Origin of the sequence: Pseudooctadecabacter jejudonensis, assembly GCF_900172275.1 — a bacterium.
GTDB classification, from domain to species: Bacteria; Pseudomonadota; Alphaproteobacteria; order Rhodobacterales; family Rhodobacteraceae; genus Octadecabacter; species Octadecabacter jejudonensis.
Map to the genome: position 1 here is coordinate 134,710 of NZ_FWFT01000005.1, position 16,991 is coordinate 151,700.

The 16,991-nt window shown below is 61.5% G+C and carries 12 protein-coding genes; 1 reads left to right on the forward strand and 11 read right to left on the reverse strand.

Annotated elements, in window-relative coordinates; genetic code table 11:
* Nucleotides 1-60 precede the first annotated feature (60 nt).
* The 11 genes from PSJ8397_RS14220 to PSJ8397_RS14270 form a co-directional block, all read right to left on the reverse strand.
* Complete coding sequence (locus PSJ8397_RS14220) at nucleotides 61-957, reverse strand: dimethyl sulfoxide reductase anchor subunit family protein (RefSeq protein WP_085865289.1); 897 nt, start codon at nucleotides 955-957, stop codon at nucleotides 61-63.
* Nucleotides 957-1,727 carry a 4Fe-4S dicluster domain-containing protein gene (locus PSJ8397_RS14225; protein WP_085865290.1) on the reverse strand — a complete coding sequence of 257 codons (771 nt, stop codon included), beginning with the start codon at nucleotides 1,725-1,727 and terminating at the stop codon, nucleotides 957-959. The genes PSJ8397_RS14220 and PSJ8397_RS14225 overlap by 1 nt, the downstream gene beginning before the upstream one ends.
* Complete coding sequence (locus tag PSJ8397_RS14230; protein ID WP_143515486.1) at nucleotides 1,724-1,954, reverse strand: hypothetical protein; 231 nt, start codon at nucleotides 1,952-1,954, stop codon at nucleotides 1,724-1,726. The genes PSJ8397_RS14225 and PSJ8397_RS14230 overlap by 4 nt, the downstream gene beginning before the upstream one ends.
* On the reverse strand, nucleotides 1,951-4,788 hold the full coding sequence (locus PSJ8397_RS14235) for a molybdopterin oxidoreductase family protein (RefSeq protein WP_085865292.1): 2,838 nt from the start codon (nucleotides 4,786-4,788) through the stop codon (nucleotides 1,951-1,953). The genes PSJ8397_RS14230 and PSJ8397_RS14235 overlap by 4 nt, the downstream gene beginning before the upstream one ends.
* Before the next feature lie 16 nt (nucleotides 4,789-4,804).
* Entirely contained in the window at nucleotides 4,805-5,566 is a 762-nt protein-coding gene (locus PSJ8397_RS14240; RefSeq protein ID WP_085865293.1) for a sulfite exporter TauE/SafE family protein, read from the reverse strand.
* The gene (locus tag PSJ8397_RS14245) at nucleotides 5,566-6,639 is read right to left on the reverse strand and encodes an acetate/propionate family kinase (protein WP_085865294.1); all 1,074 of its coding nucleotides are present in this window, start codon (nucleotides 6,637-6,639) and stop codon (nucleotides 5,566-5,568) included. Before PSJ8397_RS14245 ends, PSJ8397_RS14240 begins: the two co-directional genes overlap by 1 nt.
* Nucleotides 6,640-6,642: 3 nt before the next feature.
* A complete protein-coding gene (locus tag PSJ8397_RS14250; RefSeq protein ID WP_085865295.1) occupies nucleotides 6,643-7,581 on the reverse strand; it encodes a phosphate acyltransferase in 939 nt (312 codons plus the stop codon).
* 72 nt (nucleotides 7,582-7,653) lie between these two features.
* Nucleotides 7,654-9,432: a sulfoacetaldehyde acetyltransferase gene (gene xsc, locus PSJ8397_RS14255; RefSeq protein WP_085865296.1), complete on the reverse strand. Its 1,779-nt coding sequence runs from the start codon at nucleotides 9,430-9,432 to the stop codon at nucleotides 7,654-7,656.
* 175 nt (nucleotides 9,433-9,607) lie between these two features.
* Nucleotides 9,608-11,071, reverse strand: a complete 1,464-nt coding sequence (gene pdxR, locus PSJ8397_RS14260) for a MocR-like pyridoxine biosynthesis transcription factor PdxR (RefSeq protein WP_085865410.1) — start codon at nucleotides 11,069-11,071, stop codon at nucleotides 9,608-9,610.
* 111 nt (nucleotides 11,072-11,182) lie between these two features.
* The gene (locus PSJ8397_RS14265; RefSeq protein ID WP_085865297.1) at nucleotides 11,183-13,159 is read right to left on the reverse strand and encodes a trypsin-like serine peptidase; all 1,977 of its coding nucleotides are present in this window, start codon (nucleotides 13,157-13,159) and stop codon (nucleotides 11,183-11,185) included.
* Nucleotides 13,160-13,260: 101 nt separating this feature from the next.
* Nucleotides 13,261-14,649, reverse strand: a complete 1,389-nt coding sequence (locus PSJ8397_RS14270; protein WP_085865298.1) for an aminotransferase family protein — start codon at nucleotides 14,647-14,649, stop codon at nucleotides 13,261-13,263.
* Nucleotides 14,650-14,830: 181 nt separating this feature from the next.
* On the opposite strand from PSJ8397_RS14270, the gene PSJ8397_RS14275 reads away from it, so the two are divergent.
* Nucleotides 14,831-16,981, forward strand: a complete 2,151-nt coding sequence (locus tag PSJ8397_RS14275; protein WP_085865299.1) for a heavy metal translocating P-type ATPase — start codon at nucleotides 14,831-14,833, stop codon at nucleotides 16,979-16,981.
* Nucleotides 16,982-16,991: the final 10 nt, after the last annotated feature.

Below are 16,991 nucleotides of genomic sequence, written 5' to 3' on the forward strand. Positions count from 1 at the left end.
GTCTGGTGTCAAATTCTTGGAAGAATTTGGGCCCTGTGACTGATCGCAGGGCCCTTCCTTTTAGCGTTTGCCGTAGTAGAGGCCCACGACATGTTCGGCCTGTGCAAAAAACAGCCAGCGGGCCGCGAACACGCCGACAAGGTGGCTGATAACAGCAAGTGCCGCCAGAACATGGTCGGCGGTGCCAGACACGCTGGCAAGTTGCGTCAAAGCCAGCAGCACAATCGGCGCCACGACCATCAATCCCATCGCCACGATGCGCAGTTTGGCCGCATGTTTGCGGCCAATGACGTAGACGAATTCCTTCAGCAGATAATTCGTGCCGGTGTGGGGCGGCTCAAATGCGCGGACGGTGCCGCGATCACCCAAGCCGGTGGCGGTGCCCATATCGGTGCCGGAGGCTTCCAACGCTTTGTCGCCCACCACCCAGTGGGCCAGTTGCGCCAGTGCCGCAAGGATCAGCAACGGGATGGCCAGCGTCACCTGACCGGCCAGCAGCGCGCCACCGGCGATGCAAATGCTAAGAAACATCGCGGGTGTGGTTATATTGTGCCAGCGCGGTACGGTCTTGAACTGGGTATAGATCATCGCGGTGGTGAACACGGTCAACACCGACAACACGGCACCCACAACGCCCAGCACGGTCCAATGCGTGCCCAAAAAGATCGCGCCGATCGCATAAAGACCCATCACCAGCAGTGCCACGACCGCACAGATGCCTTCACGGCTAAGCCAGCTGGACCGCCATTGTTTGAATGCCTTCAGCGCCCGTTCGGGACGGCCCAGGTGGAACGTAGACGAGATCAGCCCGCCCACGGCCAGCGCATAGGCAATGAAAAACCAGATGAACGCGCCCATGCCGGTGGGTTGCAACACGCCCAGCCCTAGAAAAGCCAACAGGCCAAAGCCCAGGCCAGACAGGGTGGAAAAGAGGATAACGGAGGGTGCGGGATGCATTAGGACTTACCTCCTGGCATTGTGGTGAGGGCTTTGTCGAGCCAGCCGAGGAACCCTGTGGGTTCTGCTGCGACGGGTTCAAGAAATGGGGCGAGGATGTCGACGTCTTCGCTGCGGTCGCGGTCTTTGGGACGCGGGGGCAGGTATTTGTTCACCGGCTTGGTGCCCATTTCAGGCATCAGATCCATTCCGCCACGTTCAGCGGTCAGTTTGCTGACGTTGCTGTCCGGGTCTGCGAAATCCCCGAAATGCCGCGCACCGGCGGGGCAGGTGCGCACGCAGGCGGGTTCGCGGTCTTCTTCGGGCAGGTTTTCGTTATAGATGCGGTCGACGCACAAGGTGCATTTCTTCATCACCTTTTCGACTGCGTCCATTTCGCGGGCCCCATAGGGGCAAGCCCAGGCGCACAACCCGCACCCGATACAATCCGCCTCATTCACCAGCACGATGCCATCTTCGACACGTTTGTAGCTGGCGCCCGTGGGGCAGACGGTGACGCAGGGCGCGTCTTCGCAGTGCAGGCAGGATTTGGGGAAGTGGATGAGTTGGGCGGGCGCGTCGTTCGCGGGCTGCACCTCATAGGAGTGTACACGGTTGAGGAACGTGCCTGAGGGGTTGGCGCCATAAGCGTCGGTGTCGGCCAGAGGTGCACCATAGTTTTCGGTGTTCCAGCCTTTGCAGGAGATCACGCACGCGTGGCAGCCGACACAGGTGTCGAGGTCGATCACTAGGCCGAGTTTGCGGTCAGTTGAAGTGGGCAATGTGGTCATGAGACACCGTATGGTTTGTGTATGGCTGGCGTATGGCTCGCGTATGGCTGGGTGGCCATATGACGGAGGGTGGCGTGCGGGGCAGACCGACCCTCCGGGGGGAGTTTTTCGGGCCAGATGAAGGTGATCGGTTCTTCTGCGTCGCGGTCCCATGTGGCCACAAACCAGATGAAGGATCCGATCATCACCGCAAGGGCCGCAAAGATCAGGGCGAGGGTTTTATTCATTTGCCCACCTTCCATGTCAGGTCCTTTGGCCCTTTGGACACGGGGGCGGCCTGCGGATCGAAGGCGGGCTGGGATTGCTGGCCTTTGGGTGCTGTCGTTTTTTCGATTTTGACACGCAGGTCGAACCAAGCGGCCTGACCTGTGATCGGGTCGGAGTTGGACCAGCGCATACCGTCGTCCTGTTCGGGCAGAAGTTCATGGATCAGGTGGTTCAGCAGGAACCCTTTCGTGGTCTCAGGCGCGTCGTTGTCCAGCGCCCAGGCGCCTTTGCGCTTGCCGATGGCGTTCCATGTCCAGACGGTATTTTCATTGAGCGCGGCCATGTGGGCCACAGGCACTGTAATGACACCTGTAGGAGAGGTGACTTTGGCCCAGTCGCCTTCGGCAAAGCCGTGCTCATCCCAGATTTTCGTGGGCACGTAGAGAGGATTCACACCGTGGATCTGCCGCAGCCAAGCGTTTTGCGTGCCCCAGCTGTGATACATTGCCATCGGACGTTGGGTCAGCGCGTGGACGTTATATTCGGACGTGTCTGTCCTCTCATCCGACAAGGGGGCGTACCAGATGGGCAGCGGGTCCATCGTGTCCTTGATGCGGGCGCGCAGATGATCTGGCGGTTGCACGCGCCCGACGCCTTCGGCGGCCAGCTGCATCCGGCGCAGGGGTTCGACGTAGGGCGTGAAGATATAGGGTTGGGGGCTGTCAAAGAACGACATCTCCACCGCCCAATCCTGATAGGCCATGTTGAACGGTTTGTAGTAGGCCGCCTCTTCGGGGACGTGGCTCATCCAGAAGCCGCCGTTTTTAATATAGGCGTCAAGCTGCGCTTCATTCGGCTGGCCGCGGCCTTCGGTCAGGCCGTTCTCGCCCATGCGCCAACCGGCCAGCGGGCCCACGCCAGGGCGGCGCATGTGGTTGGTGATGTAGTCGGCGTAGTCGTCGTATTTTTGGCTGCCGTCTTCGTTCACAAAGCCGGGCAGGCCAAGGCGGGCGCCCAGATCACACAGCACGGATTGGAAGCCGCGCACGTCGCGGTCAGGTTCCACCACGGGCCAGCGGATGGCGTCGGCCACGGCGTCGGCCTCACAGATCGGACGATCAAGGAGCGATATACAATCGTGACGTTCCAGGTAGGTGGTATCTGGCAGGATCAGGTCCGCAAAGGCCACCATTTCGGACGAATAGGCATCCGAATAAATGATGCGCGGGATGACGTATTCGCCGGTTTCATCATCCGTGTCGGTCAACATCTCCATCACCGCTTTGGTGTTCATGGAGGAGTTCCACGACATGTTGGCCATATACATGAACAAGGTGTCGATTTTGTAGGGATCGCCTGCGTGGGCGTTGGCGATGACCATGTGCATCATGCCGTGGGACGACAGGGGATTTTCCCACGTGAAGGCTTTGTCGATCCGCACGGCCGAGCCGTCGTCTTTGACCAACAGATCATCGGGCCCATGGGTGAAGCCCAAATGTGGGCCGTCCAGCGCCTCCCCAGGGGTGACTTTGCCATGGGGTTTGGGGTGGGCTGTTGCGGGCTTGGGGTAGGGCGGTTTGAACCGCATGCCGCCGGGTGTTTCTACGGCACCGAGGACGATTTGCAGCGTGTGCAGTGCGCGGCAGGTTTGGAAGCCGTTGGAATGCGCGGAAATCCCGCGCATGGCGTGCATGGAGACTGGGCGGCCCACCATTTTGTCGTGCTTTTTGCCGCGGAAATCTGTCCACGGGCGGTCCAGTTCGATGGCTTCGTCAAAGGCCACGCGCGCCATATCGGCGGCGAGACGTTTGATGCGGCTGGCTTCGATGCCGGTTTGCGCGGCGACGTTTTCCGGCGCGTATTTTACATCGAGGAACCGTTCAGCCATCAAGTGGAAGACGGGGCGGTGGGTGACGCCAGCGTGGCGGTGGGTGGCGCGCAGGTCAGGTTCCACGCCTTCACCGTTCCACGGGGCCAGATCCCCGGTGCGGCTGTCGATGACAAGCGGCTGGCCGTCACTGTCCCGCAGCAGCAGGCCTTGTTGATCGCTGGCGGGGTCTTCGTTGACCAGACACGACGCGTTGGTGAAGCGGGCAAGGTAGTCAAGGTCAAGCTTGCCGGCCTTAAACAGCTCATGGATCAGCGACATGATCAGAAGGCCGTCGGTGCCGGGCGTGATGCCGAACCAATCGTCGGCCACCGCGTTGTAGCCAGAGCGGATTGGGTTCACGCCCACAACACGAGCGCCGCGGGCTTTGATCTTGCCGATGCCCATTTTGATGGGGTTGCTGTCGTGGTCTTCGGCGACCCCGAACAACACGAACATCTTGGTGTGGTCCCAATCGGGCTGTCCGAATTCCCAGAACGCGCCGCCCATGGTGTAGATGCCAGCGGCGGCCATGTTCACGGAACAAAAGCCCCCGTGGGCTGCGTAGTTGGGCGTGCCGAAGCCCTGCGCCCAAAGCGACGTAAAGGATTGCGACTGGTCGCGGCCCGTGAAGAACGCCAGCTTTTCGGGGTGCTTTTCGCGGACGGGCTTTAGCCAGTCAGTGGCGATTGTGAGGGCCTCTTCCCAAGAGATCTCTTCGAACTCACCCGATCCGCGAGGGCCGACACGTTTCAAAGGTGCCTTCAGGCGCGAGGGCGCGTTGACCTGCATGATGCCCGCGCTGCCTTTGGCGCAAAGGACGCCCTGGTTCACGGGGTGGTCCTTGTTGCCCTCGATGTAGGCGACTTTGCCGTCTTTCATGTGGACGTTGATGCCGCAGCGGCAGGCGCACATGTAGCAGGTCGTTTTGCGGACCTCGTCCGAGACCTTGGGCGATGTGTCGAGGATCGGTTGATCTTTGGGCATGTCGTGTCCTTTCAGGTCAGGCGGCAAGGGTTCTGATCAGGCCGAGCAGGGCAAGGCCGATCAGCAGAAACAGGCAAAAAGGTTTGTAGTAGGGTTGCAGGCGTGGCGTGAAGAATTTTGTGCCAAGCCAGACGCCAAGAAGTGTCGGCGGAATAAGCGCCAGCCCCCGAAGGGCCGCGGTGCCGTCCATGGTGCCAAAGCCCAGCTGGATAAACAGGGAAAAGACGCCGGAGGCAAAGAGGTAAAGCACGAGTGTGCCGCGCATTGAGGCGGCGGCCGTGCCCAGTGACAACACATAAAGGGCGATCACCATGCCGCCCACATGGGCAAGGCCCGCCGCGATGCCCGCGACGATGCCCGCGACGACCGTGCCGCCGGGTGTGCGCAGGCCGGGAAACTGCACCTTGAGAAGTTGCAGGACGGCCAGTGCCACGATCAACGCCAGCGCCACGATACGGGACGTCTCGACGGGCAATGACATCGTCAGCATCAGCCCCAACGGCCAACCGATGGTCGATCCGATGACCAGCAGCAGGGCGATGCGCCGGTCGGCATCGCGGATGCCTGCGCGGGCCATCAACAGGCTGGCGGACATTTCCAGAAACCACAGAATGGGGATCAGCACGATGGGCGCAATGAAGGTCGCGGCGGAGGCCATCACCAGCGCCGACAGCGCAAAGCCTGAAAACCCACGCACGAGGCCCGCGACGAAGGTGATCGCCAGAAGGGCTAGAAATTCGCCAGCGGTGAATGCGGTAAGCGACAGCAGCCATTCCATCACACCGCCCCAAGGGTCAGCGCATCAAGGGCGATCTGACGTTCTTCTTGCGCTTTGACCACGTGCACAGGCACATCGCCAAGGAAGGCCAGATGGGCCATAATCCGGTCGCGGATCTTAGCGGAGTTTTCGCCGATGCCACCGGTGAAGGCCACGGCATCGAGGCCGCCCATGGCGACCACCGCTGATCCCGCGTGCCGTGCGGCCCAGTAGCAGAAATGATCAACGGCGAAGTTGGCCTTGTCCGTATCGGCGGCCAGCAACAGGCGCATGTCGTTGGCCCCGCCCAATCCCTTGAGGCCGCTGTCTTTGTTCAGCCGCCGCGCGGCCTCATCCGGCCCGTGGATTTCGGCCATCCGCAGCACGGCCATGCCGTCAATCGCGCCGGACCGCGTGCCCATGGTCAGCCCGTCCAGGGGGGAATAGCCCATGGAGGTCGCAACAGACCGGCCGTTCTTGATCGCACAGAGCGACGCGCCAGACCCAAGGTGCAGCGCCAGCAGCCGTTTGGGTAGATCTGCGCCGAATTGCGTCACGATCCACGCATAGCTGAGGCCGTGGAACCCATAGCGTCGGATGCCCATCGCGCGGTCTTCGGCTGGGATTGCGTAGGTTGTGGCGACGTCGGGGTTGGTGGCGTGAAAGGCTGTCCCGAAGGATGCGTATTGCGCAAGGTCCGGGGCCAGCGATTGCAGCGCGCGAATGGCTGCAAGGTTGTTGGGGTTGTGCAGCGGGGCAAGCGGCGTTGCGGCCTCGATGCCCGCGATGACGTCATCGGTGACGCGGCAGGGTGCGACAAGCGTGGTGCCGCCGTGGACCACGCGGTGGGCGGCTGCTGTCAGGTTGGACAGGGCGACGCCTTGCGCGGCAAGGCTGGACAGGATCGCGGCTAGGGCCGTGTCGTGGTCAGGGGCGGCGATGTCTTTGTCATCGGTCCCAAGGTCCAGATGCGCCAACGGGCCGCCAATGCCGCTGACCTGACCGGCCAGGTGTTGGGTCAACGCGCCGTCTGGCCCTGTCTGGAACAAGGCCACCTTGATCGATGAGGATCCGGCGTTGACGACAAGGATCATGCGCTAGCCTGCCGCCACGATTGCGCCAAGGGCGATGGAGGACAGGCGGGCCGCCGCCGGATCGGCGCGGGAGGTCAGAAGGATCGGAACCTTGGCGCCCATGACGATGCCACCGGCGCAGCCACCCGTCAGATAGACGAAGGATTTGAACAGCGCGTTGCCGCTGACAATATCCGGCACGATGATGGCGTCGGCACGCCCTGCCACGGGATCATCGGTGAGTTTCTTGGCCTGCACGGCCTTTGGCGACATGATCAGATCAAAAGCGAGCGGGCCTGAGAAATCGGCGTCGTCGATGTTCTCCTCCGCCCAGTCGCGCAGGGCGCGGGCGTCCATGGACGAGGGCACGCTTTCGATGGCGGATTCTGTTGCGCTGAGAAACGCGACCTTAGGGCGGGTGTTGCCGATCTTGTGCAGCAGCTTAACCACCTCAACCGTCGCATCTTTGCGGGTATCTAGGTTAGGCGACACGTTGACGGCCGCATCGCTGATGGTGATGGCGCTGTCGCCTTTGGTGATGTGAAAGATGTGGACAAAGCGGCTTCCGGTGCGCAGGCCGTTGTCGCGGGACACTGCCGCGCGCATGAAGGCATCGGTGTGCAGCTGGCCTTTCATCAGAACGTCTGCGCGGCCCTCTCCGCAGGCTTTTGCCGCGGCCATCCCGCTTTCAATTTCGCCGTCGGCGTCGATGATTTCAAACCCAGAGATGTCCCAATCCAGCTTGGCGGCCTCATCCTCGATCATGTGGCGCTCGCCGGTGAAAAGCGGAACCATCATGTTGGCCTCAACGGCCTCTTTCGCGGCTTTCATGGGCAGGGGGGCACCCGCGCGGGCAATGGCCACGCGGGGGGAGGGCAAATCTTGGGCGAGTTTGATGATGTTTTGCGGTGCCTCAGCCACGGCGTCAGACAGAAATCCATCAGGCAAAAAACTCTGCGTCATTGCGGTCCCCTTAAAAATGGTCGGGCCGAGGCGAGGGAGATCCCCGCCTCGGCCAATCTGTTCAGACAGACATTAGGCCAGTTGTGGCTTCATGTCGTCCTTGGAGATACCGGCCACGGCCACAGGCTTTTTCATCGCGTCGCGGCGGAAGGGCTCACCCAGTTCCTGGTTGATCATGGCTTCGATCAAGGTGGTGATGCCGTTTTCCATCTGGTCTTTGATGGCCTGGTTCAGGGCGTCTGTCAGCTCCTCCTGCGTGCGGGCAATCACACCCTTCAGGCCACAGGCGTTGGCGATGCCTGCATAGGACACTTGGGTGTCCAGTTCTGTGCCCACGAAGTTGTCGTCGAACCACAGGGTGGAGTTCCGCTTTTCCGCGCCCCACTGGTAGTTGCGGAAGACGATCTGCGTCACCGCTGGCCATTCGCCACGACCGATGGCTGTCAGTTCGTTGACCGCGATCCCGAAGGCACCGTCACCTGCAAAGCCAACCACAGGCACATCGCGCTGGCCGATCTTGGCGCCCACAATGGCGGGCAGGCCGTAGCCACAGGGGCCAAAGAGGCCGGGGGCCAGATATTTGCGGCCTTCGTCGAAGTCAGGGTAGGCGTTGCCGATGGCGCAGTTGTTGCCAATGTCGGAGGAGATGATCGCCTCACGGGGCAGTGCGCTTTGGATCGCGCGCCATGCCATGCGGGGGGACATCCAGTCAGGCTTGTCCGCGCGGGCACGTTCGTTCCAGGTGGTGCCTGGATCGTCGTCCTCGTGGTCCATGGAAGACAGCTGTTGCGCCCAACGGGATTTGGTTTCTGCGATCTTGGCTTTGCGGGCGTCACGGCCTGCGTCGCCTGCATCCGCGGAGAGGTTTTCGAGGATGCCTTTGGCCACTTTGGCCGCGTCACCGACGATACCCACGGTGACCTTTTTGGTCAGACCGATGCGGTCTGGGTTGATGTCGACCTGAATGATCTTGGCGTCTGTGGGCCAGTAATCCATGCCGTAACCGGGCAGTGTGGAAAACGGGTTGAGGCGCGTGCCGAGGCAGACGACCACATCAGCGTCCTTGATCAATTCCATCCCAGCCTTGGACCCGTTGTAGCCCAGCGGGCCTGCAAACAGCGGGTGGGAGCCTGGGAAAGCGTCGTTGTGCTGGTAGCCCACGCAGACAGGCGCATCGAGCTTTTCGGCCAGCGCCTTGGACGCCTCAATCCCGCCTTCGGACAGGACCACACCGGCACCGTTCAGGATGACAGGGTTTTTCGCGCCGGAGATCAGCTCAGCCGCTTTTTTGACGGAGTTTTCGCCGCCACCGGAGACTTCGAATTCAATCGGCTCGGGGATTTCGATGTCGACCACCTGGGTCCAGAAGTCACGCGGGATGTTGATTTGCGCAGGTCCGGACAGGCGCTTGGCCTTGGCGATGACGCGGGTCAGAACCTCGGCCACGCGGGTGGGGTCGCGCACCTCTTCCTGATAGGCCACACAGTCAGCGAACAGGTTCATCTGTTCCATTTCCTGAAAGCCGCCCTGACCGATGGTCTTGTTGGCGGCCTGCGGTGTCACCAGCAGGCAGGGGGTGTGGTTCCAGTAGGCGGTTTTGACGGCGGTCACGAAGTTGGTGATACCGGGGCCGTTTTGGGCGATCATCATGGACATGGCACCGGTGGCACGGGTGTAGCCGTCGGCCATCATCCCGGCTGAGCCTTCGTGCGCACAATCCCAAAAGGTGATGCCCGCATCAGGGAAGATGTCAGAAATGGGCATCATGGCGGAACCAATGATCCCGAAGGCATTGTCGATGCCATGGGCCTGTAGAACTTTTACGAAGGCTTCTTCGGTCGTCATTTTCATTTGGGAATCCCCTCTGATCAAATTTGGGCTGAACTTACGGGTTTGTCGAACGGCCCGTTAGGTCCAGTTGGTTGTAGGTCTTACTGCCAGTGCTTTGAGAATTAAGACCAGAAGTCTCATTTATGAAAGGTTTTGTCGAGTCGCGATTTCACCCCCGTGCGGCATCGGCGGGTCGTTAACCCATTTCGGCCAAGGTGCGTGCCAGCAGTGCGACACCTTCGGTGATGCGCGGCGTCGGAATAGAGCTGTAGGCAAGCCGGTAAAAGTTCTTGGGCGGATTCGGGTCTCCGAAAAACGCGTGGCCGGGTTCAATCAGAACCGATGACTTGGCCAGTCTTGCGGCAAGGTCGCGTGTGTCGATGTGATCCGGCGCCCGCATCCACAGCGAGGACCCGCCAAAGCTGCCGCGTCCTGCGACGGTCAGCCCATGTGCGTTGACAGCGCGGTCAATGGTAGTGCGGCGGTCGTGAAACGCGCGGCTCATGCGGCGCACCAGAGCGTCATAATGACCACGGCTGAGGAAATAGGTGACGGTCCGCTGGATGTGTCCCGGTGGGTGCCGCAGGACAGAGGCGCGCAGGGCGCGGGCTTCGCGGATAAAGGGCGCGGGGCCGACAAGATAGCCCAAACGAAGCCCCGGAAACAGCGATTTGGAAAAGCTGCCCACGTAGATCACCCGCCCGTTCTTATCGAGGGATTTGAGCGCAGGAGACGGCGGTTTGAGGAACGACATCTCAAATTCGTAGTCATCCTCGACAATCAGAAAATCGTCGCGTTCAGCCCTTTCGAGCAGTTCATGGCGCCGCGACATGGGCATGGTCGCCGCTGTGGGGCACTGGTGGCTGGGGGTGGTGAACACCACGTCGGTGCCGTGGGGCAGATTGGCGGGCGGCAGGCCGTCGCCGTCCACGGGAATGGCATGCAGATGACAGCGCGATTGTTCAAGGATGCCGCGCAGGGCCGGATAACACGGGTCTTCGATGGCTGCCGTGCGCCGTTGGGTCAGCAGCACCTGCGCTGTCAGCCACAGGGCATTTTGTGCCCCCAAGGTCAGCAAAATCTCATCGGGTTTGGCAAGGATGCCCCGGCGCGGCAGGGTCTGGCGGGCGATGAAATCCAGCAGTTTGGGGTCGTCACTGTCGAAATAATCCGCCGTGAGCGCATCGAAATCCTTGCGGCCCAGCGCCTCAAGTGCGCACAGGCGCCAGTTCGCACTGTCAAACAAGGTCGGGTCGGCTTGACCGTAGATAAAGGGATAGCGGTAGTCGGCCCAGTCCGCAGGCTTTGAAAAACTATCCAGTGAGGTGAACCGCTGGCCGATCGCGCGGGACCAATCCACGGTGCTGGCCCCTGCGGCCTTGGCCGGAAAATGGGGTGGTTCCGGTGCGTTGTCGGACACAAAATACCCAGACCGCCCGCGCGCCACGATGTAATCGTCGGCCAACAGTTCGGTAAACGCGAGTGTGACGGTAATGCGGCTGACGCCCAGATGTTCGGCCAGTTTGCGCGAGGAGGGGAGCTTTTCCCCCGGCCGAAACCGGCCCGCCAAAATACCCTCTGCCACAAGCTGGCGGATCTGCGTTTGCAGGGTGCCTTCGGCATCGGGTTTTAGAAAAAAAGTTTCAACAGGAAGGGCCATGGGGCGCAGAATAGCTGGACCCATGGGGGAAGTGAACTGGTCTTATGGGCGCAGACAATTTCTCATCGAGAAATTGGTGACAAATCCTCGAAGAGGATTTGGCGGCGCCGCTTACTGCTGTTGTGCCACCATCCGTGCGAAGGCGCGACTGTCCACCGCCAAGTTGGCCTGCGCGAAGGGCGATTTGTCGTCGTCGGGGTTAAAGAACGTGCTGTCCACGGCGATGATTTTCCATGCGCCATCAACATTCAGCAAGAATGGTGATCCGCTGTCGCCCTGCGCTGTGTCGCATTCGTGCAGGATCGAATTGTCATCAAACGCCTCAACCACGCGACAGCCGACGTTGCCTGACAGGTTGTCGCCGGTGTCCCAGCTGTAGCCCGCCTGATTGACGATCAGACCAGACCGCCCAATCTGGCTGAGGTCAGCGGAGGTGAGTTCATGGACATCCAGATAGCCGACTTCATTCCCCAACGGGCGATCCAGTGTGACCAGCGCCCAGTCGTGGCCATTGCCGCCGCCAGCGGGCTGTGCGTCGGGGGTATAGTTGGGGTCAAACACCGCGCCTGTCACGCGAGCCTCCCCCATGGATTGGCCGACCGAAAGACCGGCGGTAAAGCTTACAGGGGTGAGGGTTTCCTCGCCCGTATCCGTGACGCAGTGGGCCGCCGTCAAAACCAGCGAAGGGCCCACAAGGGTGCCCGTGCACCCGCCGTCCTGCAGTTCCAGCGATCCGATAGCGGCCCATGGCATTTGTGTCGCATCGACCAGCAGGCGGTCATCGCGGCCAAAGAAGTGGTTTTCAAGGCCTGCAGGACGGGACCGGCCCAGACAATCGGCTGTGTCGCTGAACGCTTCACACGTGCCGTCTCCGCCCGAGGCCTCATTGCAGATGCCATCGAACGCGGTGTTGCAGGTATCGGTGCGGTTGCGCAGATAGGCCACGGCGGCGCAATCGGTCACGTCCGTGCCTGAGGTGCAATTGTCCGTGCCGATGCCCGGTTCGTCACATTCGCCATCGTTGGCCCAGCGGCAACTGTCTTCGCCACCCAGAGCCAGCGCGCGGCAGTCCGTGGCGTCGGTGCCCGGGGTGCAATAGACGGTGCCCCCGAAAGTGGCATCGTCGCATTCTCCGTCATTGCTATATTGGCAGCTGTCGTCGCCCAACTGGCCGCGTAGATCGGCAGGAACCAACGCCAGCAGACGTTCAAGGGCCGCAGGGGAATCGCCATAAAGGTTGCAATCCGTCGCGTCTGAGCCGTCGACGCAAGCGCCGCCGCCGCCGTAGCGCAGCTCGTCACATTCGCCGTCATTGGCAAAGGCGCAGCTGTCGTCCGCAATCCCCGCGGCCAGAAGGGCGCAGTCGGTCGCGTCGGTGCCATCGGCACAATAACCACCGCCCCCGTAGCGCGCTTCGTCGCATTCGTTGTCGCCGGACCATTCGCAGCTGTCGTCCCCGGCGGCTACGGCTGGCGCGGCTGTCGGCGCACCGCAATCGGTGGTGTCCGTGCCATCTGCGCAGAACCCTTGACCGCCGTAGCGGGCCTCATCGCAGGCGCCGTCGTTTGCGAACACGCAACTGTCCGCCTCATCCATAGGGGGCAGATCAGCCGTGGTTTGCACGTTGATCAGACAGTCCATCGCATCGGTGCCTGCATCGCACAGGCCAGACCCGCCAAAGGCTGCGTCATCGCATTCGCCATCGTTTGACCAGCGGCAGGTGTTGTCGCCCAGATTTCCAATAGACGTCGTATCAAGGCCCAGCGCATTGGCGCGCATCAGAAAATCGGCTTCCCGTTGCACAATCCAGTCGGCGCAATCGGCGGTGTCTGAGCCATCAAGACAGGACCCCGTCCCGCCATGGCGGTATTCATCGCATTGGCCGTCAAAGGCAAACGAACAGCTGTTGTCGGCGATGCCTTTGGCCACAAGAACGCAATCATTTCCGTCGGTGTTGGGTTCGCAATAGCCCTGTCCGCCAAATCGAGCCTCATCGCATTCATTGTCATTGGCATAATCGCACGAGTTTTGCGCCGCAGCGGGTAGGGCGAGGATCAAACACAGCAGGGCAAGGGCAGAACGAAGCATAGAAAAAGGGCCTTATGACAAAAATGTGATCCCATCTTTCCAAAAAGAAAGGGCTGGGTCCACAGTGAACCCAGCCCGCCCTTGTTTTTGTCTAGGTGCGTTTACGCGAAGACGCGGCCCAAGGCACCGTCGACGGCATTGGTGATTTCATCAATGTCATCGGCTGTGGCGATCAGCGGGGGCGAGAAACACAACGTGTTGTTTTTGCTGGGGATCGACCGGTTGGTTGCCCCGATGATCACGCCTTGCTGCATGCAGTCCGCGACAACGGCCTGCACCATCTTTTCGTGCATCGGTTCTTTGGTGTCGCGGTCTGTGACCAGTTCGGCGCCGCAGAACAGGCCTTTGCCGCGCACATCACCGATCACGCGATGCTTTTCGGCCAGCGCCTGCAGGTTGTCGACCATGCGTGCACCCATCGTCAGGGTGTTGCCCAGCAGATCTTCATCCTCAAGGATGCGCATGTTTTCAAGTGCCGCCGCAGGGCCTGCGGTGCAGCCACCAAAGGTGGAAATGTCGCGGAAGTAATTCATGGGATCGCTTGCGTCGTCCTTGAACAGCTCGAACACTTTTTCGGAGGTCACACAGCACGAAATTGCCGCATAGCCAGAGGCCACACCCTTGGCCATGGTCACAATATCAGGTTTCACGCCGTAGTTCTGATAGCCGAACCAGACACCCGTGCGGCCCATGCCGCAGACGACTTCGTCGATGTGCAACAGAATGTCGTACTTTTCGCAAATCTCCTGCACACGTTCCCAATAGCCCTCGGGCGGGGTGATGACGCCACCGCCTGCGGTGACAGGTTCAAGACACAGGGCACCGACGGTGTCGGGACCTTCGCGCAGGATCACCTCTTCGATCTGGCCGGCGGCCCATTCGCCGTAGTTCTGATCGGGTGCGCCGTCCTGTTCGTGCTTGCGGTATTCCATGCAGTGCGGCACGCGGATGAAATCAGGCGCGAAGGGGCCGTATTGCGCGTTGCGTTCGTCCTGCCCGCCTGCCGACATCGTCGCGAGGGTGGAGCCGTGGTAGTCGCGGTCACGGTACAGGATCTTCGTCTTTTTGCCGCCATAGCGTTTGTGGGCGATTTGGCGGACCATCTTGAACGCCTTCTCGTTCGCCTCAGAGCCAGAGTTGCAGTAATACACCCGCGTCATGCCCGGCATCTTCGCGATAAGCTTTTCAGCAAAAAGCGCGCCCGGAATGGTGCCCACGGTGCCGCCAAAGAAGTTCATTTTCAGGATCTGGTCGCGCACCGCGTTGGCGATGCTTTCACGGCCATAACCGACGTTGACGGTCCAGACGCCACCGGCGACGGCATCAAGGTGCTCCTTGCCGTGCTGATCCCAGACACGCATGCCTTTGCCTTCGACGATGATGCGCGGCTCGCCGGTCTCGAACGGCTTGTGCTGGATAAGGTGGTGCCAGACGTGGGCGCGGTCGGCGTCGACGACGTGAGTAATATCGTTTGCTGTCATTCCGTCCATCGCTCGGACCTCCTGCTCGAATCAAAGGGGCGCAGTGTGCGCGATGCCATACTATTACGATTTTCGGGCATCCCAGATAGGGCCAGAGAGTTCGGCCGAATATCGCCAGTTTTGCCGCATGGGTTGCCGCTTGACCAAGGCTGCGCTGACGCCTTTATAGAAGGGGAAGAAGGGGCGCGTTATGGCCACATACAAATTCGATATCAGCGGGATGACCTGTGGCGGCTGTGCGGCGCGGGCCGAACGGGCGTTGGGCGGCGTTGCCGGTGTGACATCGGCGGCGGTGAACTTCGCCAACCACACGGCAACGGTTACGGCGCAGGGCGTGCCGGCCCATGTGGTCGCCGCCGCCGCGGCGGAGGCAGGCTACCCCGCGACTTTGCGCGCACCCGAGGGTGAAGCGACCTTGTCAGAGGCGGATGAAGGCCCCTTGCGCCGGTCGGTCTGGATCGCCGCTGTGCTGACATTGCCCATCTTTATCATTGAAATGGCCGGACACGCCGTGCCTGCGGTGCACCACTGGATCGCGGGGACCTTTGGCCTTGGCGCGTGGTGGATGGTGCAATTCGTTTTGGCGGGGGCCGTTCTGGCGGGCCCCGGACGCGTGTTCTACCGCCTTGGGGTGCCTGCATTGCTGCGCGGTGCGCCGGATATGAACAGCCTTGTCGTGCTGGGGGCGAGCGCGGCCTTTGGCTATTCCACCGTGGCGACCTTTGTGCCCGCGGTTTTGCCCGACGGTGCGGTACAGGTCTATTTTGAGGCCGCAGCGGTTATCGTGACGTTGATCCTCTTGGGGCGTCTGCTAGAGGCGCGCGCCAAGGGGAGGTCCGGTGCGGCCATCAGCCGTTTGATTGGCCTGCGGCCCGATGTGGTGCGGGTGGAACGGGACGGCGCCGTGGCTGACGTGCCCTTGGCTGACGTTGTCGTGGGCGACATCGTGCATCTGTCCGCGGGCGCACGGGTGCCCGTCGATGGCGTGGTGCGTCAGGGGGCGGGCGTCGTGGATGAGGCGATGTTGTCGGGTGAGCCTGTTCCGGTCGAAAAAGCCGAAGGCGATCCACTTACAGCGGGCACAATCAACGGGACAACGGCCCTGGTCATGCAAGCGGAGGCCGTGGGGGCGAATACGACCCTGGCGCGGATCATTGATATGGTGGCCGAGGCGCAGGGCGCGCGGTTGCCCGTGCAGGATTTGGTGAACCGGATCACATTGTGGTTTGTGCCTGCGGTTATGTGCATCGCGGCGCTGACGGTGGTTGTCTGGATGTTGGTAGGCTCAGTGCCGCAGGCGTTGGTTGCGGGTGTCAGTGTTCTGATCATCGCCTGCCCCTGTGCCATGGGCCTTGCCACGCCCATGTCGATCATGGTCGGCACAGGACGGGCGGCAGAACTGGGGGTTCTGTTTCGGCGCGGCGATGCGTTGCAGGCTTTGGCGGGTGTCGATGTCGTGGCCTTCGACAAAACCGGCACGTTGACACAAGGCACGCCGCAGGTTGTGGCGCGGACGCTGTCCGACGCCGATCTGGCCCGTGTTGCGGCCCTTGAGGCAGCATCCACCCATCCGTTGGCCGCTGCAATTGTTGAGGCCGCAGGCCGCGATATTGGAATAGCGAAAGACGTCCAAACCGTCCCCGGCTTGGGTGTCACGGGGAGGGTGGACGGCGCGCGCATTGTTGCGGGCAATGCGGGCATGATGGCGCGCGAGGGCATCACAATCACTGAAATATCCGATACGTCTGACACCCCCGTCTATGTGGCGATCGACGGTGTTTATGCAGGCTACCTCGGCCTGCGCGATCCGGTGAAACAGGACGCGGCACTGGCCGTGGCTGGGCTGTCGACGGGCGGTATGGACGTTGCGATGATCTCTGGCGATACAGCGCAGGCCGCGCAAGCCGTCGCGTCTGACCTTGGCATCACAAACGTGGTGGCGGATGTGCGTCCGGACGGAAAACAACAGGCTTTGGCTGTCTTGCAAACGGGCGGGCCGGTCGCCTTTGTGGGCGACGGGATCAACGACGCCCCTGCGCTGGCGGCCGCCGATGTCGGCATTGCCATGGGCACCGGAACCGACGTGGCGATTGAGGCCGCAGATGTGGTGCTGATGTCCGGTCATCCCATGGGCGTGATGCACGCGATTGAGGTCAGCCGCGCGACCTTGCGCAACATTTGGCAAAACCTCGGTTGGGCGTTTGGGTATAACGTCGTGCTGATCCCTGTCGCGGCACTTGGCCTGTTGTCCCCACAGCTGGCGGCCCTCGCCATGGCAGCCTCCAGTGTTTTAGTGGTGACAAATGCGTTGCGATTGCGTTTGGTGGGGCGCAAATCCTAGCCCAACACAT

Excerpts from the sequence above, each read along its gene's own strand:
- PSJ8397_RS14250 (WP_085865295.1), bottom strand. The coding sequence starts at position 7,581 with ATGACGCAGAGTTTTTTGCCTGATGGATTTCTGTCTGACGCCGTGGCT.
- PSJ8397_RS14275 (WP_085865299.1), top strand. The coding sequence starts at position 14,831 with ATGGCCACATACAAATTCGATATCAGCGGGATGACCTGTGGCGGCTGT.
- PSJ8397_RS14265 (WP_085865297.1), bottom strand. The coding sequence starts at position 13,159 with ATGCTTCGTTCTGCCCTTGCCCTGCTGTGTTTGATCCTCGCCCTACCC.
- xsc (WP_085865296.1), bottom strand. The coding sequence starts at position 9,432 with ATGAAAATGACGACCGAAGAAGCCTTCGTAAAAGTTCTACAGGCCCAT.
- PSJ8397_RS14235 (WP_085865292.1), bottom strand. The coding sequence starts at position 4,788 with ATGCCCAAAGATCAACCGATCCTCGACACATCGCCCAAGGTCTCGGAC.
- PSJ8397_RS14240 (WP_085865293.1), bottom strand. The coding sequence starts at position 5,566 with ATGGAATGGCTGCTGTCGCTTACCGCATTCACCGCTGGCGAATTTCTA.
- PSJ8397_RS14230 (WP_143515486.1), bottom strand. The coding sequence starts at position 1,954 with ATGAATAAAACCCTCGCCCTGATCTTTGCGGCCCTTGCGGTGATGATC.
- PSJ8397_RS14270 (WP_085865298.1), bottom strand. The coding sequence starts at position 14,649 with ATGGACGGAATGACAGCAAACGATATTACTCACGTCGTCGACGCCGAC.
- PSJ8397_RS14225 (WP_085865290.1), bottom strand. The coding sequence starts at position 1,727 with ATGACCACATTGCCCACTTCAACTGACCGCAAACTCGGCCTAGTGATC.
- pdxR (WP_085865410.1), bottom strand. The coding sequence starts at position 11,071 with ATGGCCCTTCCTGTTGAAACTTTTTTTCTAAAACCCGATGCCGAAGGC.
- PSJ8397_RS14245 (WP_085865294.1), bottom strand. The coding sequence starts at position 6,639 with ATGATCCTTGTCGTCAACGCCGGATCCTCATCGATCAAGGTGGCCTTG.
- PSJ8397_RS14220 (WP_085865289.1), bottom strand. The coding sequence starts at position 957 with ATGCATCCCGCACCCTCCGTTATCCTCTTTTCCACCCTGTCTGGCCTG.